A 24,566-nucleotide genomic window follows, 5' to 3' on the forward strand; every position below is an offset into this window, starting at 1 on the left:
AGTGGTGCGGCTGGGCAATATCCGCGCGGATTAGGCGGCCAGCAGCCCCACGCCGGTCTCCCGCGCCACGGCTTCGGCCGCGCTCCAGGCGCAATCATGGTCGGGGCTGTCACCCCGCGGCACGATGATCACGCCGCAATCGCGCGACCACATCAGGAAGATCAGCGCCGCAACGAGCTTGGCATGCAGCGCCGTGCCTGGCCGCGGCGTGCGGCCCTGCATCAACCCCAGGAGGAAGACGCGATGCTCCGGCACGCCCAGGCGCCGTGCCGCGCTGCGCGTCGCCGCCGCCCGGGCCTCCGCGAGAGCCTGGTCTCCATGCGGGCCACTGCCATCGCTCAGCACCACCAGCAGCGGCGTGCGGGCGCGGCGGCAGGCTTCGGCGATCAGCGCCTCGCAGCGCGTCACCTCCTCGCCCGGATGGGTGACGAGGATGAGCAAGTTTTCGGTGGCGGCCAGCTCGGCGGGTTCAGGCGTCATCCGAGGATCATCAGGCAGCTGGCACGCGGGGGGAAGCGGTGACGGGTCTGGCAGCCCGTCGCAGCCTTCGCCTATGCTGCGCCGCGACAGAGCAGGAGCACCCCGATGGACGCCCATTCCCCCGCCGGCCTGGATTTCCCGCGCAGCGACGGCTCCCGCGTGCCTTATGGCGTCTTCAACTCGCCCGAAATCTACGCGCTGGAGCAGGAGAGGATTTTCCGTGGGCCGACCTGGAGCTTCCTCGGCCTGGAAGCCGAAATCCCCAAGCCCGGCGATTTCAAGCGCACCTATGTGGGCGAGACGCCGGTGGTGCTGACGCGCGACCAGGATGGCAACCTCGCCGCCTGGGTGAATCGCTGCGCGCATCGGGGGGCGACCATCTGCCGCGTCAATCGCGGCAATGCGCTGAACCATACCTGTGTCTATCACCAGTGGAATTACAGCGCGAAAGGCGATCTCCAGGGCGTGCCCTTCCGGCGCGGCCAGAAGGACATGACCGGCATGCCGGCCGACTTCAACCCGAAGGATCACGGCCTGCGCAAGCTGCGCGTGACGGGCTATCGCGGCCTGGTCTTCGCCACCTTCAGCGAGAGTGTGGGCACGCTGGAGGAATATATCGGCCCCGCGATGCTGAAATATGTGGACCGCATCTTCAACCGGCCCATCGAGTATCTCGGCTGCACGCGGCAATACTCCAAATCCAACTGGAAGCTCTATCTGGAAAATGTGAAGGACCCCTACCACGCGAGCCTGCTGCACCTCTTCCACACCACCTTCAACATCCTGCGCGTCGGCATGCAGGCGCGCTCCGAGACGGATGCGACGGGGCTGCACAATGTGGTTCTGGTGGTGAAGAACGCCGAGGAGAACAGCGACGCCTACAAGGCGCAGAATATCCGCTCCTACCAGGATGGCTTCCGGCTGGAGGACCCCTCGGTGCTCGACATGGTGCCCGAATATGACGAGCTTTCGACCAACCATATCCAGCCGGTGTTTCCGCAGCTGGTGATCCAGCAGATCCACAACACGCTGGTGGCGCGCCAGCTCATCGCCAAGGCGCATGACGAGTTCGAGCTGGTGTTCCACTTCTTCGGCTATGCGGATGACACGCCCGAGCTGCGCGCCATGCGGATCAAGCAGGCTAATCTGGTCGGTGCGGCCGGCTATATCTCGATGGAGGACACCGAAGCCACGGAGCTCGTCCAGCGCGGCATTCGCGGCGCGGACAACACGCACTCCATCCTGGAGATGTCCCGCTCCGCCCCCGATGAGACACGCACCATGATTTCCGAGGGCATGGTCCGCAAATTCTGGGTGGGCTACGAAAAGCTGATGGGCTTCTCCGCATGATCATCCAGCCCGAAACCCTCGCGGAACTGCGCTATTTCCAGGACGAGTATATCGCCGCCATTGACGATGACCGGCTGGAGGATTGGCCCGGCTTCTTCCTGGAGGACGCGCTCTACGAAATCATCCCGCGCGAAAACGAGGATCTGGGCCTGCCCGCCCCGCTGCTGCGCTGCGAGAACGCCGCGATGATGCGCGACCGCGTGGCCAGCCTGCGCCACGCGAATATCTTCGAGCAGCCGAGCTATCGCCACTTCCTCTCGGCCATGATCGTGACCGGCGCCGATGACGCCGGCATCCGCCTGCGCACCAATTACTGCGTGCTGAACACCAATATCGAAGGCTCCTCCTCGGTCTATCAGACCGGCGTCTATCGCGACCTGATCCGCCGCACCGAGGCGGGCTGGCGCTTCGCCGAGAAGCGCGTGATCTACGACACCTCGCGCGTGCAGACGCTGCTGGCCTATCCGATATGACAGGCTGGCTGGATGCGGTCCCTGCGGCGAGCCTCGCCGATGAGAGCGTCACGGGCGTCGTGCTGGAGGGCGTGCCCATCGCCATCTTCCGCCTCAGCGAGGAGTTCTTCGCCCTGCATGACCTTTGCCCCCATGGCGCGGCCCGGCTCTCGGATGGGTATGTGGATGATGTCTGTGTGGAATGCCCGCTGCATCAGGGGCTGGTGGACATCCGCACCGGCGCCGCAGCCTCGGCCCCCATCACCGAGCCCACGCGGAGCTACCCGGTGCGGATGGTGGACGGCATGGTGCAGGTCAGGCTCGCATAGAAGCGGGCGGTTGGTCCTTGCCAATCGCGCAAGCGGGCCCAATCCCTCATCTCACGCGTAACCCAGAGCAGCGCCGCGATGCTTCAGCCGACCTACGCGCTCATGGGCGTGAATTTCTTCATGGCGGATCTGCGGGATGGCTTCGGGCCATTCCTCGGCGTCTTTCTGCAGTTGAACGGCTGGACACCGGCGGGGATTGGCCTGGTCAATACCTTGGGTGGGTTGGCGGCGATGGCGGCGATGATCCCGCTTGGCCTCCTGCTGGATGAAACCCCCGCCAAGCGCGGGGTTCTGGTGCTCTCGGTCACGGGGGTGATCCTGGCTTGCGGCGCGGTCTTCCTGGCGCCGGATTCCGGCCTGGCCGCGGCATCACGCATGGGCTCCGGCATGGCCGGGGCGGCGATCGGCCCGGCCATCGCGGCCATCACGCTCGGCATCATGGGCCAGGGCGGTTACCCCCGGCAGGTGGGACGAAACCAGGCCAGCAATCATGCGGGCAATGTGGCGGCAGCACTGCTGGCCGGTCTGCTGGGCTATCTCTATGGGCTGCCCGGCGTCTTTGGGCTCCTGGTGCTGAATGGGGCCTTGGGCCTGCTGGCCCTGCTGCTGATCCGCGCACGTGACATTGATCACGCCGTGGCGCGCGGCCTGGCTTCGGATGGCGGGGCGCCGGCCTCCACCCTGCGGGCGCTGGTGGCGTCGCCGGCGCTGCTGGTGCTGGCCAGCACCGTGTTTCTCTTTCACCTCGGCAATGCGGCGATGACACCACTGCTCGGCCAGATGATCGTGGCGCGCGGCACCGCGGGTGACCCGATGGCCTATACCGCCGCCACGGTGATCATCTCGCAGGGGACGATGATCCTCACGGCGCTGCTCGCGGCCTGGCTTGCGGTCCGGCGCGGCTACAACATCGTCTTTCTCATCGCGCTCACCGCCCTGCCGTTGCGCGGCCTGACCTCGGGGCTGATCGAAAGCCCCTGGGTCGTCGTTCCGGCGCAAATCCTGGACGGCTTCGGCAATGGCATGATGGGTGTGGCGGTCCCAGGTCTCGTCGTGCGGATCATGCAGGGCAGCGGCCATGTCGCGGCCGGCATGGGCGCCGTGCTGACCACCTGGGCGGTGGGCTCGGCGCTGAGCGCGTTGCTGGGTGGCATCGTCGCGGGGCAGGCGGGCTACAGCGCCGCCTATTTCACCCTGGCCGGGATCGCGAGCCTGGCCCTCTTGCTCTGGGTCCTGGCCTGGCCCCTCATCGGGCAGGCGGCGCAGCGTCAGGGCTGACGCTGCGCCGCCTGAAACATCCCTGAGGCCGCCTCGGCGTCGCCGCCGCTGGTCAGGCTCAGTTCCCGATGCGCACCGAGCGCAGCGGGAAGCCGTTATCGGCCTGCTGCACCAGCGTCACATTGTTCCGCGCCGCCCAGACCACCTGCTGCTGATGCAGCGGGATATAGGCCACATCGGATTGCAGCAGGCGTGTGGCTTGCGTGATCAGCTCCTGCCGGCGGGCGGGCACCGTCTCGGTCTCGATCTGCGCGACCAGCGCATCGAAGGCCGGGTTGGAATAGCCGCCATTGTTGAAGACCCCCCGCGTACCGTCCCGCGTGCCCGCCAGGTTGAACAGCGCATTGTGCGCGTCATAGGTGTTGGGCGTCCAGCCCAGCAGGTAGAAGCTGGTGTTGTAGCGCGGCGCATTCACCTCGGCGAAGAAGCGCGCGCGGGTTTGCGCCGCCAGCGTCACCCGCACATTGATGCGCGCCAGCATGGCGACGACGGCGGTGCAGATCGCCTCGTCATTCACATAGCGGTCATTCGGGCAATCCAGCGTGACGCCGAAGCCGTTGGGATAGCCGGCTTCCGTGAGCAGGCGACGGGCGCCATCAAGATCGAGCGGCAGGCGCGTGTCATTTGCTTCCAGGAAGCCATTCACGCCGGGGCCGAAAATCTGGCCGGTGGCGCGGGCCTGGCCGCGCATCACGCGCGTGGTGATCGCCTGGATGTCAATCGCCTGGTAGATGGCGCGGCGCACCCGCACATCCTGGAAGGGATTGCGGCCGCGCACATCGCTTTTCAGCAGCTCCGCCCGGTTCTGGTCCATGCCGAGATAGATGGTGCGCAGCTCCGGCCCCTGGATCACGCGCAGATTGGCCGTGCGGCCGATGCGGTCCATGTCCTGCGGCGGCACGGTATAGACCATGTCCACCTCGCCGCTCAGCAAAGCCGCCACGCGCGTCGCGTCATTGGCGATGACGTTGAATTCCACGCGCGTCAGGTTATGCGTGGGCGTATCCCACCAGAGCGGGTTGGGCGCCAGCACCGTGCGGCGATCCGGCTCGCGGCTCACCAGCACGAAGGGGCCGGTGCCCATGGCGTTGCGGGTCGCGAAATTCTCCTCGCGCGAAGTGAGGTCGGCCACGCGGGTCGCGTTGTTCCGCTCCAGCCAGGCCTTGCTCATGATGCCGAAGCTGGTGAGTTCCTCGGGCAGGATGGGGCTGGGGACGCGCGTCACGAGGTCCACGGTGAAGTCATCCACCTTGCGGACTTCCGCCACGGCGGCGAAGTAGGCGCTGACATTGGAGCCCGGCCCACGGCCGCGGGCGATGGAAAACACCACGTCATCGGCGGTGAAAGGCGAGCCGTCGGAGAAGCGGACATTGCGCCGCAGATGGAAGCGCCAGGTGAGCGGATCGGCCTGCTCCCAGCGCTCGGCAAGAGCTGCTTCGAGGCGCAGATTGCGGTCCCGCCGGATCAGAGGCTCATAGATATTGGCGTTGAAGGTGAGCAGAAAGGTCTCGGACCGCGAATAGGGGTCCATCGAGTTGACGTCGCCGTCATTGGCCCAGCGGAAGAGATTGGCCTGACCGGAAACAGGAACAAGGCCAAGGCCGAGGCTGGCCGCCAGGGCCGCCACGGCGAGGAAGGGGCGGAACATGAAATTCTCCCGAAAACGCATGATGCCGGTCAAGGGTAATCCCCTGCCGGCATCATGACGAGTGGGCGAATGCGCGAAATCAGGCGGCGCGGAAGGCCGTCGGCAGGCTCAATACGGCGGCGTCAATCAGGCTCGCATCCGCGGCGGCATCATGCCGCGCGATGATGACTTCGCGCACGGCGGCAGTCGCGATTTCGGCGGCGGCGTGGCGAACCTCATTGACGGCACTCGCCTCGGCGGCGGCGATGCGGTCCATCGCCATGCGCTCGCGGCGGCGGGCGGCGGCCTCGGCCTCGACGCCGGCGGCAGTGGCCAGACGCTGGGCTTCGGCCTGGGCGCGGGCGATCATGGCGGCGGCCTCGGCGATGGCGGCCTCACGCTCGGCCGTGGCACTGGCCAGCATGGCCTCGGCCTCGGCGCGCAGGCGGCGGGCTTCGTCGAGTTCGAAGCGGATGCGCTCGCCCCGGCCATCGAGCATCGCGGTTGCGCGGCTCCATGCCATCTTGCCGACCAGCAGCACGAAGATGACAAAGCTGGCGGCAACCCAGAATTTCGGATCCTGCAACATCAGCGGGCTCCCTCGCTTGCGGCGCGGTCCACGGCGGCGGCCACGTCATTGGCCGGTGCGGAGATCGAAAGCCGGCTCAGCATGGCGGTCGCGGTCTCACCGGCGACTTCGCGCAGGGCGCCCATCGCCTGGTCACGTGCGGCGCGGACCTGCTGCTCGGCCTGGGCCACCTGGGCGGCCAGCCGGGCATTGATTTCGGCAGCCTGTTGCGCGGCCTTGGTCTGCGCCTCGACCATGGCGGCCGTGATGGCGGCCTGCGCCTCGGCCCGGGCGGCCACGGTGGCAGCCCGGATTTCAGCCAGCGCGGCCTCACCAGCCGCCTGGGCGTCACGCGCGGCGTTGAGATCCGCCGCGATGCGCGCAGCGCGTTCGTCCAGAACCGACGCCACCTGCGGCAGCGCGTAGTTCTTCAGGACGAAAAACAGAAAGCCAAAGATGATCAGCAGCCAGACCAGCTTGCTCATCATCAATGGATTGGCGAAATCGAGCTGCGGCATGACGGCTTCCTGATGCTGAAAGGCAGAAAGGCGGGGCGTTACGCCCCGCCAGACGCACTCAGGCGAACAGGATGAGGAACGCGATCAGCAGCGCGAAGAGCGCCACGGCTTCCGTGAGCGCGAAGCCCAGAATGCCGATCGGGAAGACCACGTCACGCGCGGAGGGGTTGCGGGCCACGCTGGAGATCAGCGAGGAGAAGATGTTCCCGATGCCCAGGCCCACGCCGAACAGCGCGATGACGGCAATGCCAGCCCCGAGGGCCTTGGCGGCAGCAACTTCCATATTCTCAATCCTTCTGTTTGCTGAGAAGCGGGTGTGAACGACGCGTGGTTAGTGCAGATGCACCGCGTCGTGGAGGTAGATGCAGGTGAGGATCGCGAACACATAAGCCTGCAGGAACGCGACCAGCACTTCGAAGCCGACCAGCGCGACATTGATCGCGAGCGGCATGACGGCAATGAACGGCCCGACCGCCCCAAGCCCCGCCAGCATCACCACGAAGGTGGCGAAGACCTTCAGCATCACGTGCCCCGCCACCATATTGGCGAAGAGACGGATGGAGAGGCTGATCGGGCGTGAGAGGTACGAGACGATCTCGACCGGGATGATGATGGGCGCCAACCAGAGCGGCGCGCCTTCCGGAAAGAAGTAGCCCAGGAACTTCTTGCCATGCAGCGAGATGGCAACCGCCGTGATCAGGATGAAGACGATCAGCGCCATCATGAAGGTCATGGTGATGTGGCTGGTGTAGGTGAAGGCGTAAGGGAACAGGCCCAGCATGTTCCCGAACAGGATGAACATGAACAGCGTGAAGACGAAGGGGAAAAAGCGACGGCCTTCCTCACCGATCTGCGCCAGCACCATGTCGTCGATGAAGCCGTAGGCACTCTCGGCCAGGCTCTGCATGCGGCCCGGCACGATGGCGCGGGCGCGCATGCCCCACATCATCAATGCGACAATGAGGGCACCCGAAATGAGCATGTAGAGGTTGGACTGCGTGAAGCCCACGGAAGCGCCGACAGGGCCGAGCGCCGTGTGCAGCTCAAACTGCCCGAGCGCGTCAATCGCTTTCCCCTCAACGGCCACCGCGCATCTCCAACAAAAAACCGATCAATCCTTGCGGGCACCGGTTCGGGGCGTGAACAGCCGATAGATGTTCAGCACGCCGGCGGCGGCCCCCAGAACGAAAAACACCAGGAAGAGCCAAGGCCAGGTGCCAAGCCACCGGTCCAGCGCGAAGCCAAGCCCCACACCGACCACCAGGGCGGAGAAAACCTCCACACCGGCCCGGAGACCAAACCCCCAGGCGGAAGTGGGAAGCGCACCTTGGCCTGCCTGGGGCTTGTCGAGACCTTGGCGGTCCCGTGCAGCCTTCAGGCGCCTGTTCAGCGAATCCCGGTCGTCCACCATGGCTCCTTCCTTGCAGTTTCCGCCGGAAGGCGAGGCTGCCTCTATGGCGGCGCAGCATGACTGTCAAGCGCAGGAAGGGCTGGAAAACTCAACCTTCGGCCATCGCCACGGCTTCGCCGAGATCCACCGAGAGCAGGCGCGAAACGCCGCGTTCCTGCATGGTCACGCCAAACAGCCGATGCATGCGCGCCATGGTCAGCGCGTGGTGCGTCACGATGAGGAAACGCGTGCCGGTTTCCGCCATGCTGTCCAGCAGGTCACAGAGGCGTTCCACATTGGCGTCATCCAATGGCGCATCCACCTCATCCAGCACGCAAACCGGCGCGGGATGGCAGCGAAACACCGCAAAAATCAGCGAGAGTGCCGTCAGCGCCTGCTCCCCGCCCGAGAGCAGAGACAGCGCCGAGAGCTTCTTGCCCGGCGGCTCGGCGTAGATTTCCAGCCCCGCCTCCAGCGGGTCCTCGCTGCCGACCAGGGCCAGATGCGCCCGCCCGCCGCCAAAGAGCTTGCCGAACAGCGCGCGGAATTCGCGGTCCACCTGCTCGAAGATGGCGCGCAGCCGCTCCCGCGCTTCGCGGTTCAGATGCCCGATGGAGCCACGCAGCTTGGCAATGGCCGAAGCCACCTCCTCGCGGTCGCGCGTGATGCCGGCGATGCGGGCTTCCAGCTCCGCCAGCTCCGTCTCGGCGCGCAGATTGACCGGGCCCATCTCCTCCCGCTCACGCGCCAGGCGCTCGGCGCGGCGGCGTGCGCGTTCCTCGGCCGCGTCGGAAACATCATCCGGGCGCCCGGGCAATTCGGCCGCCTCGCCGAGCCGCTCCAGAATGCGGTCGGTCAGCGCCTGGCCCGCCTGGAGGGCGGAATCCTGGGCGGCTTCGGCCCGCAGGGCCGCCTCGCGCGCCTGGACCAGCCCCGATTCGGTGCCACGGCGAACTTCCTCGCGCTCCCGCGCGCGCGTCTCGGCCGCGTCCAGCGCGGCGCGGGCGCTGGCATGGGCGGCTTCGGCCGCTTCCAGGCGGCGGGTGGCCTCGGCGGCCGCATCTGCCACGCGCTCGGGCAGATGGGCGGCCGCCTCGCGCCGGGCCAGGGCATCGGCGCGGCGGGCTTCAAGCCCGGCCAGCCGCGTCGCCGCATCGGCCAGGCGTTGGCCCCAGGCCGTACGCTCCGCCAGCGCGGCCTCACGCCGGGCGGCGAGGCCCTCGCGCTCGGCCCGCAGCGCCATGGCCCGGCCACGCATTTCGGCAGCACGGCCCCGAATGCCGGCCAGGGCGAGCCGGGCCTGATCCACCGCCGCCCGTGCCTCCGCCAGATCGGGCAGGGCTTGCCGTGCGGCGCGCGCGGCGGCCAGGGCGGAATCGGCCTCTGCCGATTCGGCGGCAAGGCGCTCCTGCTGCGGCGCCAGGGCGGCCAGTTGTGCCTGGGCCGCATTGTGGCGGCTGCGCAGGGCGGCCTGTTCGGCCCGCTTGCGCGCCAGGGATGCCTCGGCCTCGCGGCGGGCTTCGCGCGCGGCGGTTTCGGCCGACTGGGCGCGCTGCGCTTCCTGTGCCTCGGCCTGAAAGCCGACCAGGGCGGGCGTGGCGGCGAGCAGCGCTTCCGCTTCCGTCAGCGCGGCCTGGGCTTCGCTGGCTTCCTCGGCGAGGCGCTGCGTCTGGGCGTTATGTTCGGCCAGCCGGCGCTCGGCCGCGTCCAGCCTTGTGGCGAGTTCGGCGGCGCGCGCGGTGGCGCGGGAATGGGCGGGCTCGGCCGCGTTGCGGGCGGCGCGGGCCTGCTCCTCGGCGGCCTGGGCGCGGTTCTCGGCAGCGCTGGCGGCAGCGCGGGCCTGTTCGGCGGCGCGGGCGGCGGGCGTGGCTTCGGCCAGCCGTGCCTCGGCCTGGCGCAATCGCGCGAGGTTTTGCAGGCGTGCCGCACCGGCTTTGGCGGCGCCCGGCGCCAAAACATAGCCATCCCAGCGCCACAGCGCGCCGGAACGCGCCACCAGCGCCTGGCCCGGCCGCAGCTCCACCTGCAGCGCGGCGCCCTCCTCCACCAGGCCGATCTGCGACAGGGCGCGGGCCAATTCGGCTGGCGCGCCGACCAGGCCGGCCAGGGGAGCGGCTCCTGCCGGCAAGGGCGGGGCCGATTCCAGCGGCGGCAGGGCGCGCCAGAAGCGGCTGGCGCCGGAGCCACGCCCACCTTCCAGCCCTTCGCCCAGCGCGGCCCCCAGAGCGGCTTCCAGCCCTTCCGGGATGGTCAGCGTGCGAGCGATCGGCTCAGCCTCACCGGCGGCATCCCCAGTGGCCGCGCGCAGCCCCTGCAACTCGGCCTTGAGGCGGGATTCGGCGGATTGGGCGGCGGCCTCGGCAGCCCGGGCGGCGGCGGCTTCGCGGGCAGCTGCCTCACGCAGGGCGCGGGCGGCGGTCAGGTTGGCTTCGGCCTCGCGCAGGGCCGCCTCGGTCGCGATGGCGACGGCACGCGCTTCGGGCAGCAGGGCGGCATCAGGCGATGGGGGGGCCGCGCGGCGCGCGGCTTCCTCCCGGGAACGGACCGATTGCAGGCGCTGGCCCGCGGCGTTGCGGGCGCGCTCGGCGGCGCTGCGCTCGATTTCGGCGGCGCGGGCGGCGTCACGCGCGGCATTGGCGCGGCGCTCCGCCTCGGCGCGGGCACGCTCGGCCGTCTCGAAGCCCACACGGGCGGCTTCAAGCGCCGATTCAGCCTCCGAAAGAGCCGAATCCGCCGCATCCAGCGCCGCGATGGGCACGGATTGAGCCTCCGCCGCCACCCGCTGCGCGAGGATTTGCGCCACCTGCTGCGCCAGGCGCCGGGCGCGCTGGTCACTGAAAGCGAGTTCAGCTGCCAATTGATTGGCGCGGGCCGCCAGCGAAGCCGCGGCCTCGGTCGCCGCCTCGTTGGCTGCCTCGGCGGCGGCGAGTTCACCTTCCAGCCCGGCGGCCTCGGCCTCCGCCGCCTCGATCCGGGCGGGCAATTGCGCCTCGGCCGAGGCGAGGCCGGCGGCTTCCCGCTGGGCGCGGGTCTCGGCGGCGCGGGCGTCGCGCTCCACGCCGGCGGCATCCTCCAGATCGGCCATCAGCTGGGCGTAGCTTGCCTCCGCCTCGGCCAGGGCTTCCGCGGCGCGGCCCGCTTCGGCGGCGATATTCTCGGCCTCGACGCGGCGGCGTTCCAGCAGCGTGCGGGCCACACCCTCCTCGGCGCGCGGCGCCTCGATGGCGGCTTGCGCCGCCTCGGCCAGGCGGCGCGCTTCCTCAGCGGCGGCTTCCGCGAGGCGCAGCGCCTGGGCGCGGCCTGCCTGGTTCTCCCGCGCCGCCTCGATCGCCGCCTCGGCGCGGGCGACGAGGATGGCGAACCATTCGCCCTCGGCATCGCGCACGAGGCCCGAGAGATTGCGGTAGCGCGCCGCCTGCCGGGCCTGCTTGCGCAAGGCCTCCTGCTGGGTGGTCAGCTGCGCGAGAAGATCCTCGCTGCGGGCGAGGTTGGTCTCGGCCTGCCGTAGCTTCAGCTCGGCCTCATGCCGGCGGGCGCGCAGGCCGGCGATGCCCGCGGCCTCCTCCAGCACCGAGCGGCGTTCCTCGGGCTTGGCGCCGATCAGCGTCGCCACGCGGCCCTGGCTGACCATGCCGGAGGCGCGCGGCCCGCTGGCGAGGTCGGCGAACATGGTCTGCACGTCGCGCGCGCGCACCTCGCGCCCATTGATGCGGTAATGGCTGCCGGAGCCGCGCTCGATCCGGCGGATCACTTCCAGTTCCGCCGCCTGGTCCATCGGCGCGGGGGCGACGCCCGTCGCATCCTCCAGGCTCAGCACCACCTCGGCCAGATTGCGGGCGGGGCGGGTCGCAGTGCCGGCGAAGATGATGTCATCCATCTCGCCGCCGCGCAGGCTGCGGGCCGAGCTTTCGCCCATGGCCCAGCGCAGCGCCTCCACCACATTGGATTTGCCGCAGCCATTGGGGCCGACAATGCCGGTGAGCCCGGGCAGGACGGGCACCTGCACGGGCTCGGCAAAGCTCTTGAAGCCGGCCACGCGCAGGCCGATCAGCGTGGCGGAAAGGCGGCGCGGGGTTGGAAGTTCGCCGGGAAGCTCCGGCGCGGCTTCACTCACGGCCCCTGCGCGCTCCGCGCTCAAGTCCCCGTCTCAAGTTCGGGGCGCATCCTGCACCAGACGGGCGAATTGCTCGAAGGGCAGGTTGCCGCTGTGCATGCGCCCGTTGAAGGCGAAAGAGGGGGTGGCGCGGATCTGGAATTCGCGCTCGGCCGCCACGCGCAGCTCCAGGATGCCGCGCCGCAGCGCCTCATCGCCCATCACGGTGTCGAAGCTGGCGCGGTCCATGCCGGCCAGGGCGGCGATGCGGGCCAGTTCGTCAATCTGGCGGCCCTGGGCGAAGGCCCAGCGATCCTGCGTCTGGAACAGCGTGCCGATGAAGGCCTCGTAGCGTTCCTCGGGCAGGGCGCGGGCCACGGCGGCGGCGGCGAGGGCCACGCCATCCAGCGGGAAATCGCGCCAGACCATGCGGATGCGGCCGGTGTTCACCAGCTCCAGCTTCACCCGGGGCCAGACCTGGTTGTGAAACGCCGCGCAATGGCCGCAAGTGAGCGAAAAGAATTCGGTGACGGTGACCGGCGCGGTGGCCTGGCCCGTGCTGCGGACACCCAGGCGCGGGTCGGCGGCCTGCGCGAGCGCCAGGCCGGGCGCGCCGGCGGCGATGATACCAAGACTGCGACGGCTGATCTGCATGGCCAGGCTCCGGCTGTGTTCCATGCCCCTACAGATGGCGCAGGGGGGGCGGGATGTCCATCTTTGGGGCATGGGTGGGGTTTGCCCCCTCACTCGCCCCCCGGCAGGAGACACTGCCCCTGCTCTCTTCGCGACGGGACTGCGGGAAACCGGGCGGCCGGCGGATATCGAGGGGCAAGGCGCCTTGCGTCAGGGTTTCCCCGCAAACACGCCCTTGGCCAGGCGCTCCAGTGCCAGCCGCAACTCCTCGCCGGGCACGGAATCGAGGCTTTGCGCCACGCGCGGCGGCAACGGACCCGGCGCGGGCCGCTTCGGCCGCATCTCGACGGCGCGCGGCAGCCGCTGGATGAAGGCCAGCTTGCGCACCACGATTCGCCCCAGATGGCTGTTGATGCGCTGCATCAGCGCGGGCGCGCCCATGCCCAATTCCATCGCCGCCGGCCCTGAGCAGGCCAGCGTCAAGGTGCCCGCCGAAAGCCGCACGGGCTCCGCCATGCGGGCGATCTCGGGGCCGATGATCTGCGGCCAATCGGCCAGGATCTGCGCCGCATCCGGGCTTCGCTTGCGAAAGGCCGGGCGTGTCGCGCGCGGAATCAGCGCGCCCAGCTCCTGCGGGCCCGCGAAGACGGATCTGGACAGGAACGGGGCGGGCGTCTCTGGTTTGGCCAATGCAACACCCCTCCGCTACCGAATTGCTCGCCTGGTATGATCGCTCGGGCCGCCGCCTCGCCTGGCGCGCCCCCCCGAGCGGGACATATGACCCTTACCGCATCTGGGTCAGTGAGGTCATGCTCCAACAAACGACGGTCGCGGCTGTCGGGCCCCGTTACGCCCGGTTCCTGGCGCGCTTCCCCGATGTGGCGGCGCTGGCCGCCGCCGACTGGTCCGAACTGGCCGAGGAATGGGCCGGCCTTGGCTATTACGCCCGCGCGCGGAACCTGCATGCGGCGGCGCGGGCGATTGCGGCGGCGGGCGACTTTCCGGCGGATTCCGCGGGGTGGCGCGCCCTGCCCGGCATCGGCCCCTACACGGCCTCGGCCATCGGGGCCATTGCCCTGGGTGAGGCGCTGGTGCCGCTGGATGGCAATGTGGAGCGCGTGGTGTCGCGGCTTTTCGCCATCGAGACCCCCCTGCCCCAGGCCAAGCCCGAACTGGGCCGCCTGGCGGACGGCTTCACCGCGCAGCCCGCCATGCGCGCCCGCCCCGGCGATTTCGCCCAGGCGCTGTTTGACCTCGGCGCCACCATTTGCACGCCGCGCAGCCCTGCCTGCGCCATCTGCCCCTGGCGCGAGGGCTGTCGGGCCGCGGCACTGGGCGTTGCCGCCGCCTTGCCACGCAAATCGCCCAAGGCAGCGCGAACGCCGCTGCATGGCGTGCATTTCGCGCTGCTGGACGCCGCGGGGCGCATCCTGCTGGAGCGCCGGCCGGAGAGCGGGTTGCTCGGCGGCATGCTGGCCCTGCCCGGCACGCCCTGGCGCGCGGAGCCCTGGGCGGATGCGGAGGCGTTGCAACACGCACCACGCCCCGGCCTCAGCTGGCAGGCACGGCCGGGCCTGGCGCAGCATGGCTTCACCCACCGCGACCTCACCATGCGGCTGATGGCCGCGCAGGTGCCGGAACTGCCGGAAGGCACGCCACTCGACCAGGCCGCGCGCAGCCTGCCGAGTGCCATGCGAAAACTGCTCCCGCTGCTGTGACCGCGGCGGCTATTCCGTAGCGCGGCGGGTCAGCCGGGCCAGGAAGGCCTCGGTCGCCGCCTGGGCCGGCGCGTCCTGCCCGATCCCGTGCCGCGCGAAGATGCGGCTGGCGATATCCTCGCCGCTGCTGCGCGTGACGAAAACCCGGCCCGCATCATCCTCCCAGACCAGGGCACGCATCGGCAGGTCGAGGGCCAGGGTGGGCTGGGCGCGCATGGCGGGCGTGCCGGCGCCAGGATTGCCGAAGAAGATCACCACGCGGGGACGCAGGGGCATTTGCAAGGCCGCCGCAACTGCGGCGTGGTCAATTTCGGTGAAGACGACCCAACCGGCCTCACGCACCGCCAGGGCGAAGCGGTCCAGCGTCTGGCGCAGGGTATGCGCGCTGGCCTGCGTGACCAGCCCGCTGGCTTCCCCCTGGGCGCGCACAGGCACTAGAGCCGGCATGAGCAGGGTGCAGAACAGCGCGAGCTGTGCGGCGCGAGACAGCGGATCGGTCATCCGGCGTTTTCGCACGCACTGGCGCGAAGGTTACGCGGCGGCATCCAGCGCGCCGCAAAATCTTTTCACCAGCGCCGCCCGCATGCGCCATCCCCCGCGTGCTCGATCGCCGCCTCGATGCTGGGCGGCAGTGCCCTTCGCTCATTCTGCCAATCCGGCCGGCCAACATTCTCAGGATGGAGCCGCCGCGATGAGGCGGTGCGGCGCATCCCGGCGGTCATCTGGGCGCTGGCCCGGTCCCTGAGATGACCATCTGGTTGGACGTCTCATGCACCGCGCGCGCCGCTCACGGGGCAGGAAGCAACAGGTTCCGGCAAGTGCCAGGCCAGGGGATCAATCGGCCGGCCGAGGAGCCTGTCCGAAACATCTCTGGCCGGGGCGGTGTTGTTCCGACTCACGGCCTGGCTTGAGCAAGACCTTGCGCCCCTGGGACGTGGATTGGAGGTGGCTTCTGCCGCCCTCAGTGCCTGAGTTCGTGCCGCCCGGCCACCCGACGGTGAAGACCACTGAAATGTATGCCGACTGGCTGGTCAGCGCCCCGGAATGAGGCTGCGCCTCTTGCGTGCCGTCCTGCGGGCGGGCATGTAGGCGCGTAACGGACGCCATTTTCCAGATCCGGCACTAAAGCCGGCACAAGCCCACGAGTGACGAGGCGGGAAATGGCGATAAACCGCCGCTGGAGAGGTGGCAGAGTGGTCGATCGCGCCGGTCTCGAAAACCGGAGTAGTGTAACAGCTACCGTGGGTTCGAATCCCACCCTCTCCGCCAGTTCCCATACGAGCCGTGCTCTCCGCCAGATCGAGCGCCGCGCTGAGTGGCAGGTTTCCTGGGGTTTTCGGCGCAGACCTGTTGACTGGCTGGACGCGGAGACGGCGGAAAATCGCTCTCCGACGGCCAATTCTCTCCGGACCTCCTGACTTGGGCGTTTTAGTACGGACGAAAATATCCAGGAATAACAAGCCATTGAGAGCATGCTGCAACCAGGGAATTCGATCTACACTCGACACCCAGGTGATGCTGGCACTGCAATCGGTTCGGATTTTTTGCCTGGCCGCTCAGTCAGTTCACCAGACCGATGACTCGGTTGCCGGTGCTATCCACCCGCATTTCGAGCGCTCGAGACATCGACAGGACGTATGAGGTCGAGCTGCCAAGCGCGAACGGGTAAATGATCGGAGCGGAGTCGATATTGGCGACGTTCATCGCATGGCCGGCATTTCTCAGGCACGCCTCGACAAGCCACGCAGCAACCGCCGATCCGTGCAGATCAATCTCATTGCTGCGAACAATCCGCTTGCCCTGGTTCATTCTCTCGATCGCGCCCCAGTGCGCCTGAGACTGGAGAACCATGTTCGTCATACGACGAGTTCCTTCACGCTCACCGTAGATTTCGGCCATCCGCCTGTGAACCTCTGCAGATGTGCAATCGCCCTGCAGCGCTGTCAGCCGACCCACGATCTCAGCCACTTTCCCGAAAAAGGGATACGTGGCGATGGCCATGCCCCATGTAAGAGCGGTAATGGAAGTGCCGGGTTCCTGTCGATAGATTTGTACACCTCGATCTGCGAACTGAACCAAGTCCTGGCGTGGTTCTAGCCACAACCGATTCAGCACCGTTCGGGTCTTTTTCTTGGCAGCGAGACCTACATGCGACGCATCTAGAAGCCCGGTAAGGTCATCAAGTGCCGCAATGCCAGCCCTCACGCGAAGTGCACCTGCGGCCCAGTCCAATTGAATGAAACGGTCGAATCCAATTTGACTTACAGACGAACTCATGAAGCATCTCGCATGAAATTTATTTTTACGAACGGGACGACCAGTTCCTCCAGCGAAAGTCCGCCGTGCGCAACAATCTGATCATCCTTTGGAACAAATGCCTCCCCGGTCCGGGCGTATAGCGGCAAGAAGTCGGGAGGTAGTCCAGGGATATCAAATCGAAGGGCACCAAATTCTGCTGGCACCGATGCCGCGAGGGCTTCGCTGCGATACGTTCGTACTCGCTCGCCCCTGATCTCTGATACGACTCCCTGGCTAAGCCGGCCGATCCCTTTCGCCTCGACGTTGCCGTGATCCGCGGTGAGATAGATCTGATAATCGTGCTCAGCGAGCAGGAGGAGTAGCGTCTCGACGAAGCCGGTGTCGCACCACGCGCCAATCTGACCGGTGATGCCTCGCTTGCCCAACATCGCCCCGTGGACGATTTCATCGATCATGTCGATGACTATGCCGGCGACTTTCGTGGTCGGCCTGGAAATGGCGGCCTCCAGCTCAGGCAACTGCTCAGTTCGCTTAAGGCTTTTCTGATAAAAGACTTCCGATTTACGCAGGCCGTTGTCTTGCCAAAAGCGCGCCCACAGTGATGCCTCCTGCGAGGTGGTATCGATGGAACTTGCGAATTCGCGCGGCTTAAGGCCGGAGAATAATGCCTGCCGCGAGACCGATGTGAGTGTAGGCAACCACGCAAAGCACGCCCCCTCATCCACTGTAAATCCAGGAACGCGTTCTGCCAGGTACTCGCGGATCTGGATCCACTGGTCCATCGCGAGGCCGTCGAACACGAGGAGCGCGATGCGCTCCTCCCCGGCGTTGCGGCGCAACGAAAGAAACCGAGGCACGTGATGAACCATGACCGGCCCCTTCGCGGCTGGGAGAGACGGCAGGTCGGCAAAATGAGCGAAAAGCCAGCCCTTCAAACGCTCGTCGGCGTCGCGCTGCAGCTGCCGGAGCTGCTGTAGAAGTGGCGCTGCGATGGCTGCGTTCAGACCGTGGAACCTTGAACTTCCCAGCGATCGCAGCGGCAGCCTCCGCGACCCGGGGGTGCCGGATCATCGAGACATAGGCAGCATCCTCTGCAACAAGCGAAAGCACCGACATAAGGTGCGACTTACCGGTGCCATAGTTGCCAACGATGAGAACACCTTTGTGGTCTACCGCTTCATCGAATGAGAGTTGGGGGATCATGAGTTTTGCGATCCGCTCGGCCATGTCATCGGAAATGACGTAGGTCGAAACCAGCTTCTTCGCTTCGGCTGGGCGGTTGGCGTCGAGCAGCTGAATGACCGATTCGATCGGCTCGAACTGAATCAGATCCCCATAGCGCATCGGCATCCAGTCTTTCCCTTTATTGAATTTTGAACGGGACCAGGCCTTCGACGCCGTAGTCCTGATGTTCTGGATGGCCCGCACTGGCGTAGGAAAGTCGCCCGTCCCGGAGCTCTCCGGGCCAAACTGCAGCGACACGACGCGCATGCGCATATCGCCTCAATAGGTCCAAAGGACTGAGCCGCAGGGCGCCATCGAACAGCAGTTCGATGTTGTCCAAAAGCAGGAGCCCGCGGCTCGCAGCCTCGTCAGCCAACTGCTTGAGTAGATCCGGAGCAAGCAAGTGCCGCTGCGTGCTGGGTATTGCGAGTAACTGGCGGCCTAGCGTCGCGCCAACACGCAAAACCGGCACGTTCCTGCGCTCCGATAGCTGAGCAAGTAGATCGGTCTTGCCGGATCTTGGCGGACCTACCAAGAGCACGAGCTTGCTGTTTAGGCTGGCAATGTCATCGACGAGGCGGTCAAGCATGTCGATCACGCTTCCGCCCCCGCGCTCGCCGAGACACTGTCAGCAAAGACATGTGCACTATCGACAGTACTAGAGTCTGTTGGAAGAACGACATGCGCCAGGCACACCGGATCAAGGCCTCTGGACCAAGCCATCGTCAGGCTTTGGGGGAAGGTCGTGAGGGGTGGTCCGCTGGCGACTTACCGTCGTCAATCGCCTTCAGTCGGCCAAACTCTTCGATGGCCATCACGACGACAACCGGGCGCCCATGCTTCGCAACGATGACCGGTTCGGCACGCGCCAGATCGATCAGCCGGCCAAATCCGTACTTCGCTTCCTTCGCGGTAAGCGTCAGCATTTCCAATCCCCGGAGACAGCCCGAGGATTGGCCATTTTGGCCGGAACCACAACCCGGTTTTGTCGGACAGGTTGAAATTTACATTGCCAATAGGCCCTTTCATGCTGTCGGCTGCTGCCACCACTCCACCGGAAACGGCTCCATCAGCCCAGGCAGCGTCATCCCATCCGGCTGCCGCCCGTCCAGGATCGCCTCCACGATGGCGGGGGACAGCAGCGTGAGGCGCAGCAGGCGCGAGACGTAAGACGAGTTGATCTTCTCGGCGGCCGCCAGTTCGTCGATCGTGCCGTAGCGACCCGCCTCCATCATCCGCCGCCACCGAAACGCCCGGGCCACAGCCTTCACCAGCGTGGTGTCCGCAGCCGAGGGGCCTTGGTTCGTGGCGGTGGCATGCGTCACGCCTCCTGCTTCGGTGTGGTGGTCAGGGTCCAGGGGGATCCACGCGGCGTGCGGCACTGCCGGCGGCGAGGCCCATGCGCATGGCTAGCAGCAGTTCGGCGGCGGCCCAGCCGGAGGCGCCCATCTCGCGGGCGGTGGTCAGCGCCGCCGGCATGTCGAGATCAAGGCCGGCCATGGTCGCCGTGGCGCAGGTGGTGCCGGCGGCCCAGGCTGCGGCGCCCTCGACACTGGCTTGCGCGCCGACCTCCAGCCTGGGCGGCTTTGACTTCGGCTCCATCTTTTCCGGCATCGGCTCGGCGCTGGGCGGGCTGTTCCGCGCCGAGGGCGGGCCGGTCGCGGGCGGCCAGCCCTACATCGTGGGCGAGCGCGGCCCCGAATGGTTCGTGCCGAACCGCAGCGGCACGGTGCTGCCCAACGGCATGGCGCCGGGCGGGCCGGTGATCAACCAGAGCATCACCATCGATGCGCGCGGCGCCGACGCCGGTGTCGAGGCGCGGCTGTCCGCCATCGTCGAGGGCGCCGACACCATCATGGATCCGCGTACCGGCGCCACCGGCTGGTCCGACAATCCGGCGCTGTGCCTGGCCTGGTACCTGACCTCGCCCTTTGGCTGGCGCGCCGCCTGGGCCGACATCGACCTGCCAGCGTTGATGGCCGCGGCCAACATCTGCGACGAGATCATGGGCCGCCGCGATGGCACCGCCGAGCGCCGCTACACCGTCAACGGCGCCGTCACCCTGGGCGAGGGCAAGATCGCCATCACCCGCAAGCTCGTCGCTGCCATGGCGGGCGCGCTGGTGGTCTCGGGCGGGCGCTTCTACATCCACGCGGGGGCGCCGGCGTTGCCGGCGGCGACCCTCACCTCGGACGATCTGCGTGGCGACGTGACCATCGTCGGCTCCCGCCCGCGACGGGATCTCTTCAACGGGGTGCGCGCCGTCTATGTCGAGCCGGCCGCGGCCTGGCAGCCGACCGACGCGCCGCCGCTGCTCGCCAGCAACTACGTCACCGAGGATGGCGGCGAGGCGATCTACCGCGACATGGAGTTCCCGCTCACCACCTCGGCCGCCACCGTCCAGCGCCTGATGAAAATCGAGCTGGAGCGCAACCGCCGCCAGCGCGAGGTGGCGATGCAGGCCAACCTCTCGGCGCTGCGCCTGCGGCCCTGGGATGGGGTGACGGTGGCGCTGGAACGGCTCACGCCCTTTCCGGCCCGCGTGACCGGCTGGGCGCTGGCGCCAGATGGCGGGGTGAACCTGCAATTGGCGGAGGAGGATCCCGCGGTCTGGGCCTGGAACCCGGCGACGGATGAGCGGGCGACGGGGCAGAACCCCTCGGTGGTGCTGCCGAACCCGGGCGTGATCGCCGCGCCTGCCGCGATCGTGGTGGAGACGCCGCTCGGGACATCATTCACCGCGATCGCCGTCTCCTGGACCGCCGTGGGCTCCGCCTATCTCGCGGGCTACGAGATCGAGTTCCGGCCGGCCTCGATTGCGATCTGGCAGGGCTATGCGGGCGGCTTCGGCGCGACCGCCGTCGCCATCACCACCGCGGAGCCCACGGCATTCCGCGTGCGGGCGCAGGCGCGCAGCGGCGCGGTGTCGGGCTGGCGCGAGGCGCTGGTCCCGGCCGCCGTCTCGGCACCCACCGCGACCGGCATCGCTGGCGGGGTTCGACTGTCCGGCGGCTTTCCCGCGGACGGGGTGCGGCTGCAGGTGTTCGAGGCCAGCAGCGCCAGCCTTGCCGCCGCAACCAAGCTGGCCGCCGAGCCGACAGCACTCCCTTGGGATCGCACCGGCCTCACCACCGGCCAGACCCGCTGGTACTGGCTGCGCAGCGTTTCGGCCGAGGGCAACGTCTCCGCCTTCGCCGGCCCGGTCACCGCCACAGCCCTCTGATCGGAGAACGCCATGCCGGCCCGCATCGATGACCTGCTGGTCCTCAACGCCAACCTCAACAAGAGCGACTTCGCGAAGTACCTCCGCGACCGCGAGGCTGTGCTTCCCACCGACTTCGGGGGCTTGGGCGATGGCGTAGCGAACGATCGCGCCGCCATCCAGTCCTGCTTTGACCGGGCGTCGGCCGACCAGAAGTTCGCGGTGATCCCGCCAGGCACCTGGAACGTGGGCAGCGGCGTGACCCTCGGCGGTGGCGCACGCGGGCTGATCATGCGCGGCGTCATCCGCTACACCGGCGCCGCCAATGCGCCGGCCACGGTGCTGACGCTCGGCGATGGCGGCACGACCCGCAACGGCGAGAAGTTCTATGCCGGGCTGCAGGTGGTGAGGCAGACGCAATCCGACTGGGCCTCCGAGGCCGATATCGGCATCCTGGTCCGCAACATCGACGCCTCGGTGGTGGAGCTTCGCCTGGTCTCTGGCTTCACGATCGGGATGCGCACGTTGGGCGACGGGCGCGGCGTCGAGGACAGCACCTTCCACCTGCTGCGCATCCTGAACAACCGCTACGGCCTCGACATCCGCGCCGAGACGGCGACGGCGTGGAACACCTCCATCCGATACTACGGCGGGCACTTCGCCCTCGCCACCGGCATCAACCCCACCATCGACCGCTACGGCATCCGCTTCTCGCGCGGCGCCGGCGGCTACAACAACCACAACCGGCACGTCTTCGATGGGCCGAACTTTGAGTTGCGGCAACTCGATCCGAATGTGGCGATCCCGTTCCTGAACGAGACGGATGGCACGGCCATCATCGGCCGCGCGCTGCGCATGGAGGCGTGCTCGCCGATCGTGGCGCGGCACACCGGCAGTGCCACCGACTGCGAGTACGAGGTGGCGTGGGCCAACACCTATGCCGTGCGGATCGACTACGCCACGACCGCGGATCGGGCCGGCAATGCGGTGATCAACCGCCATCGCGCGCCGGCCTCGCGGCTGCTGCGGGTACTGGAGGCGGTGCCGAATCTCCGCGCTGCGGCCTTCCGCCAGAGCGGCACCGAGATCGGCGTTGAGAAGCTGGCGACGCTGGCGACCTCCACCACCGCGGCGACGACACTGGCGGGGCTGTGCTTCAACGGGCTGGACGGGATCGCGGCGACGGCGCGTGGGCTGCTGCTGGACGCCAACCGCGGCATGGCCTTCGTGGTGGACACCTCCTCGGCGAAGGAGTTCGCGCTGGCGCATTGGCTGGTGGGCGGCGTCGATGGCGGGCGGCTCTTTGTGCGGGTGTTCGATGGCGCGGCGAATGTGCGGGAGAACATCGCCGGCGACGTGCTGGCCTCCGGCACCACCGTGCAGTGGAACGCGCCGGCGAAGGGCTGGAACGCCGGCGCGGTGATGGCAGACGCATCGCTGAACCGGCGGCAGACGATCCGGGTGGGTGCGGGCGTAGCCTTCGCGCAGGTGGGCATCGTGGGCTTTGACGGGCAGATCGAGCTCGAGGCGCTGCGGCTGTTCGGGCTGCCGGAGGCGGCGCCCGCGGTGCTCTATGCCTGCCCCTCTGTGCCGATCGGGACGCGCAGCCTGGCGCTGGAAACGACCTGGGACCTGCCGAGCCTCACGGCAGGCGCGACGGCGAACATCGACGTGACCGTGCCTGGCGCGCGGCGGGGAGACTTTGCCGATGCGTCGCTCGACACGAGCAGCATCGCCTTCGTGCTCGACTGCCATGTGTGGTCGAACAACAGCGTCCGGGTCACCGCGAGGAACGTCAGCGCGTCGACGGTGGATCTCGCCGCGGCGCCGCTGTCAGTGCAGGTGATGAAGCGAAGGGTGCCGTGACCTGGCCAGCGTGCGAGGGGAGGATAAGCGTGCCCAGCGGTGCCATCATGCTGGGCACGCTCCATCCCTTTCGGCCGGCCTTATGACGGCCAGCCTGGTGGGCACCAGCGGGTTCGCCGCCATTCCCACCACCGCTCTCGATCTGCCCCTCGTGCAGCGTCTCCGGCGGTCCCCGCGCTTCGGGTCCGGGTCCCCATCGACCGAGAGCATAAGCAAGCTGCGCCACGTTGGTCACGTTCCGCGATCCGTAGATCAGCCAAGCGTCGCCGGGTCCGCCTCGCGAGGGTGAAGCCAGAGAACCAGCAATCCGGGCTTCGATAGCGACTGCGGTGGGCGACGCCGCCGCATCGCCGATCTCGGCGCTATCCCTGTGTCGCAAGCAATGCCGGCAGCTCGGCAAGGCTACGGATTTCGTAGTCCGGTATCCCGGGCAGCCGTTCGCGCCGCTGGCTATAGCGATTGCACCACACCACGCGCATGCCGAACGCTGACGCTGCATGCGCATCCCATGCATTGGAGGATTGGAAGGCAATAGCCTCCGCCGGGACACCGAGCCGGTCGACCGCGCGTTGATAGACCCGAGGGTCCGGCTTGAAGTTGCCGACCTCATCCACCGAGATCACCGCATCGAAGGCCCCGGCGAGCCCGGCGCCCTCCACCGCGCTTGCCAGCATGTCCGGCGAGCCGTTCGATAGGATGGCGGTGGCAAAGCCTGCCTCGCGCAGCGCGCGGAGCACGCCAGGCACTTCGGGAAATGTGCCGAGCGTGCGGTACAGATTCATCAGACGCTCGCGCAGTGGCCCGTCTGCCGGGAGATCAAGTGTCTCCAGCGCGAAGTCCAGGGCGTCGCCGGTGACCTGCCAGAACGGCACGTAGCGGCCCTGCAGCCCGCGCAGCCAGGAGTATTGCAGCTGCTTGTCGCGCCAAAGCGCGGTCAGCGGACCCGCCTTGTCGCCCAGCACGTCAGCGCAGCCGGCCGCCGCCGAAGCGAAATCGAACAGCGTGCCGTAGGCATCGAAGACGCAGGCGCGGATGCCGGTCAGCATGGCGCGATCAGACCAGCGTGCCGCGGATCGGGTAGTTCATCTCCTGGATGCGCTTGGCGCCGCGGGCGATACCCGCGAGGTCCGGCCGCGCGAAGGGCGCGTTGGAAATGTCGATCAGTTGCACTTCGCCCGCCGGGTTGATCAGGAACAGACCGGGCTCGGCGAAGGGTCGGTCGGTTTCCTGGGCCGAGCGCGGGTTGGAGATATACAGGCCCAGCGCCTGCATCTGCGCGACGGTCAACCCGTAGCCCAGCGGGAAGCGCCAGCCGAACTCGGCATGGTCGGCCGCAGCCTTCTCCTCCGGATCGGCGGAGATGGCGGCGACTGAGACGCCGGCGGCCTCGAACTCCTCCAGCAGCTTATCGAGCGTGCCGAGATAGGGCTTGCAGAGAGGGCAATGCTTGCCGCGATAGACGATCAGCAGGCGCCAGCCCGCGGTCGCAGCCGGCGCGATTTCGCCGCCGCCGAGGCGCGGCACGGTGATCGCGGGAAAGGCCGCGCCGGCGGCAAGCTTCGTGGTGTGGGTCATGATC

At 68.0% G+C, this 24,566-nt stretch carries 26 protein-coding genes and 1 tRNA gene; 8 read left to right on the forward strand and 19 right to left on the reverse strand.

Translation table 11 applies throughout. From position 1 onward, the window contains the following. Positions 1 to 30: 30 nt before the first annotated feature. Positions 31 to 480 carry a PIG-L family deacetylase gene (locus LHU95_RS16420; RefSeq protein ID WP_248708041.1) on the reverse strand — a complete coding sequence of 150 codons (450 nt, stop codon included), beginning with the start codon at positions 478 to 480 and terminating at the stop codon, positions 31 to 33. Between the two features lie 105 nt (positions 481 to 585). Between LHU95_RS16420 and andAc the strand changes: the two genes are divergently transcribed. From andAc to LHU95_RS16440, 4 genes are all read left to right on the forward strand, one after another. Next, the gene (gene andAc, locus LHU95_RS16425) at positions 586 to 1,830 is read left to right on the forward strand and encodes an anthranilate 1,2-dioxygenase large subunit AndAc (RefSeq protein WP_248708042.1); all 1,245 of its coding nucleotides are present in this window, start codon (positions 586 to 588) and stop codon (positions 1,828 to 1,830) included. Continuing rightward, complete coding sequence (locus LHU95_RS16430; RefSeq protein ID WP_248708043.1) at positions 1,827 to 2,303, forward strand: aromatic-ring-hydroxylating dioxygenase subunit beta; 477 nt, start codon at positions 1,827 to 1,829, stop codon at positions 2,301 to 2,303. Before andAc ends, LHU95_RS16430 begins: the two co-directional genes overlap by 4 nt. Beyond that, positions 2,300 to 2,611 (forward strand): anthranilate 1,2-dioxygenase ferredoxin subunit AndAb, encoded by a 312-nt coding sequence (gene andAb / locus LHU95_RS16435; RefSeq protein ID WP_248708044.1) that lies wholly within the window; start codon positions 2,300 to 2,302, stop codon positions 2,609 to 2,611. Before LHU95_RS16430 ends, andAb begins: the two co-directional genes overlap by 4 nt. Positions 2,612 to 2,689: 78 nt before the next feature. Further along, positions 2,690 to 3,889, forward strand: coding sequence for an MFS transporter (locus LHU95_RS16440; RefSeq protein WP_248708045.1), 1,200 nt, complete (start codon positions 2,690 to 2,692; stop codon positions 3,887 to 3,889). A gap of 58 nt (positions 3,890 to 3,947) precedes the next feature. On the opposite strand, the gene LHU95_RS16445 is transcribed toward LHU95_RS16440, so the two are convergent. The 9 genes from LHU95_RS16445 to LHU95_RS16485 form a co-directional block, all read right to left on the reverse strand. Continuing rightward, on the reverse strand, positions 3,948 to 5,537 hold the full coding sequence (locus LHU95_RS16445) for an ABC transporter substrate-binding protein (protein WP_248708046.1): 1,590 nt from the start codon (positions 5,535 to 5,537) through the stop codon (positions 3,948 to 3,950). A gap of 79 nt (positions 5,538 to 5,616) precedes the next feature. Continuing rightward, complete coding sequence (locus LHU95_RS16450; RefSeq protein WP_248708047.1) at positions 5,617 to 6,105, reverse strand: F0F1 ATP synthase subunit B; 489 nt, start codon at positions 6,103 to 6,105, stop codon at positions 5,617 to 5,619. Then, positions 6,105 to 6,602, reverse strand: coding sequence for a F0F1 ATP synthase subunit B' (locus tag LHU95_RS16455; protein ID WP_248708048.1), 498 nt, complete (start codon positions 6,600 to 6,602; stop codon positions 6,105 to 6,107). Before LHU95_RS16455 ends, LHU95_RS16450 begins: the two co-directional genes overlap by 1 nt. Before the next feature lie 58 nt (positions 6,603 to 6,660). Beyond that, on the reverse strand, positions 6,661 to 6,885 hold the full coding sequence (locus LHU95_RS16460) for an ATP synthase subunit C family protein (protein ID WP_248708049.1): 225 nt from the start codon (positions 6,883 to 6,885) through the stop codon (positions 6,661 to 6,663). A 48-nt stretch (positions 6,886 to 6,933) separates the two neighbouring features. Continuing rightward, positions 6,934 to 7,689, reverse strand: a complete 756-nt coding sequence (locus LHU95_RS16465; RefSeq protein WP_248708050.1) for a F0F1 ATP synthase subunit A — start codon at positions 7,687 to 7,689, stop codon at positions 6,934 to 6,936. Positions 7,690 to 7,713: 24 nt separating this feature from the next. Next, positions 7,714 to 8,013 (reverse strand): AtpZ/AtpI family protein, encoded by a 300-nt coding sequence (locus LHU95_RS16470; protein WP_248708051.1) that lies wholly within the window; start codon positions 8,011 to 8,013, stop codon positions 7,714 to 7,716. An 88-nt stretch (positions 8,014 to 8,101) separates the two neighbouring features. Beyond that, positions 8,102 to 12,130, reverse strand: coding sequence for an AAA family ATPase (locus tag LHU95_RS16475; RefSeq protein ID WP_248708052.1), 4,029 nt, complete (start codon positions 12,128 to 12,130; stop codon positions 8,102 to 8,104). A gap of 9 nt (positions 12,131 to 12,139) precedes the next feature. Next, a complete protein-coding gene (locus LHU95_RS16480; RefSeq protein ID WP_248708053.1) occupies positions 12,140 to 12,739 on the reverse strand; it encodes a thioredoxin domain-containing protein in 600 nt (199 codons plus the stop codon). Between the two features lie 189 nt (positions 12,740 to 12,928). Continuing rightward, positions 12,929 to 13,408: a DUF721 domain-containing protein gene (locus tag LHU95_RS16485; RefSeq protein WP_248708054.1), complete on the reverse strand. Its 480-nt coding sequence runs from the start codon at positions 13,406 to 13,408 to the stop codon at positions 12,929 to 12,931. Here LHU95_RS16485 and LHU95_RS16490 point away from each other — a divergent pair. After that, on the forward strand, positions 13,408 to 14,436 hold the full coding sequence (locus tag LHU95_RS16490; RefSeq protein ID WP_248708055.1) for an A/G-specific adenine glycosylase: 1,029 nt from the start codon (positions 13,408 to 13,410) through the stop codon (positions 14,434 to 14,436). The two genes, LHU95_RS16485 and LHU95_RS16490, sit on opposite strands and share 1 nt — an antisense overlap. Before the next feature lie 9 nt (positions 14,437 to 14,445). On the opposite strand, the gene LHU95_RS16495 is transcribed toward LHU95_RS16490, so the two are convergent. Further along, complete coding sequence (locus LHU95_RS16495) at positions 14,446 to 14,937, reverse strand: DUF302 domain-containing protein (RefSeq protein ID WP_248708056.1); 492 nt, start codon at positions 14,935 to 14,937, stop codon at positions 14,446 to 14,448. 678 nt (positions 14,938 to 15,615) lie between these two features. Between LHU95_RS16495 and LHU95_RS16500 the strand changes: the two genes are divergently transcribed. Further along, positions 15,616 to 15,705: transfer RNA gene (locus LHU95_RS16500), tRNA-Ser, on the forward strand. A 291-nt stretch (positions 15,706 to 15,996) separates the two neighbouring features. On the opposite strand, the gene LHU95_RS16505 is transcribed toward LHU95_RS16500, so the two are convergent. The 6 genes from LHU95_RS16505 to LHU95_RS16530 all read right to left on the reverse strand — a co-directional run bounded on the left by LHU95_RS16505 (position 15,997) and on the right by LHU95_RS16530 (position 19,419). Continuing rightward, positions 15,997 to 16,713, reverse strand: coding sequence for a hypothetical protein (locus LHU95_RS16505; RefSeq protein ID WP_248708057.1), 717 nt, complete (start codon positions 16,711 to 16,713; stop codon positions 15,997 to 15,999). Next, positions 16,710 to 17,630 (reverse strand): BREX-3 system phosphatase PglZ, encoded by a 921-nt coding sequence (gene pglZ / locus LHU95_RS16510; RefSeq protein ID WP_248708058.1) that lies wholly within the window; start codon positions 17,628 to 17,630, stop codon positions 16,710 to 16,712. The genes LHU95_RS16505 and pglZ overlap by 4 nt, the downstream gene beginning before the upstream one ends. 428 nt (positions 17,631 to 18,058) lie before the next feature. Then, entirely contained in the window at positions 18,059 to 18,508 is a 450-nt protein-coding gene (gene brxF / locus LHU95_RS16515; RefSeq protein ID WP_248711575.1) for a BREX-3 system P-loop-containing protein BrxF, read from the reverse strand. 136 nt (positions 18,509 to 18,644) lie between these two features. Beyond that, on the reverse strand, positions 18,645 to 18,845 hold the full coding sequence (locus LHU95_RS16520) for a type II toxin-antitoxin system Phd/YefM family antitoxin (RefSeq protein ID WP_248708059.1): 201 nt from the start codon (positions 18,843 to 18,845) through the stop codon (positions 18,645 to 18,647). Between the two features lie 99 nt (positions 18,846 to 18,944). Then, positions 18,945 to 19,244 carry a hypothetical protein gene (locus tag LHU95_RS16525; protein ID WP_248708060.1) on the reverse strand — a complete coding sequence of 100 codons (300 nt, stop codon included), beginning with the start codon at positions 19,242 to 19,244 and terminating at the stop codon, positions 18,945 to 18,947. 22 nt (positions 19,245 to 19,266) lie between these two features. Further along, positions 19,267 to 19,419: a hypothetical protein gene (locus tag LHU95_RS16530; RefSeq protein ID WP_248708061.1), complete on the reverse strand. Its 153-nt coding sequence runs from the start codon at positions 19,417 to 19,419 to the stop codon at positions 19,267 to 19,269. On the opposite strand from LHU95_RS16530, the gene LHU95_RS16535 reads away from it, so the two are divergent. After that, entirely contained in the window at positions 19,418 to 21,142 is a 1,725-nt protein-coding gene (locus tag LHU95_RS16535) for a phage tail protein (protein WP_248708062.1), read from the forward strand. The two genes, LHU95_RS16530 and LHU95_RS16535, sit on opposite strands and share 2 nt — an antisense overlap. Before the next feature lie 12 nt (positions 21,143 to 21,154). After that, positions 21,155 to 22,987 carry a glycoside hydrolase family 55 protein gene (locus LHU95_RS16540; RefSeq protein ID WP_248708063.1) on the forward strand — a complete coding sequence of 611 codons (1,833 nt, stop codon included), beginning with the start codon at positions 21,155 to 21,157 and terminating at the stop codon, positions 22,985 to 22,987. Positions 22,988 to 23,349: 362 nt separating this feature from the next. Here the strand turns inward: LHU95_RS16540 and LHU95_RS16545 are convergent, their stop codons facing one another. Together LHU95_RS16545 and LHU95_RS16550 are read right to left on the reverse strand one after the other, a co-directional pair. Further along, positions 23,350 to 24,033, reverse strand: coding sequence for a haloacid dehalogenase type II (locus tag LHU95_RS16545; RefSeq protein WP_248708064.1), 684 nt, complete (start codon positions 24,031 to 24,033; stop codon positions 23,350 to 23,352). Between the two features lie 7 nt (positions 24,034 to 24,040). Continuing rightward, positions 24,041 to 24,562: a peroxiredoxin-like family protein gene (locus LHU95_RS16550; protein WP_248708065.1), complete on the reverse strand. Its 522-nt coding sequence runs from the start codon at positions 24,560 to 24,562 to the stop codon at positions 24,041 to 24,043. Positions 24,563 to 24,566: the final 4 nt, after the last annotated feature.

This window comes from Sediminicoccus sp. KRV36, from assembly GCF_023243115.1.
In the GTDB taxonomy this organism is placed as follows: domain Bacteria; phylum Pseudomonadota; class Alphaproteobacteria; order Acetobacterales; family Acetobacteraceae; genus Roseococcus.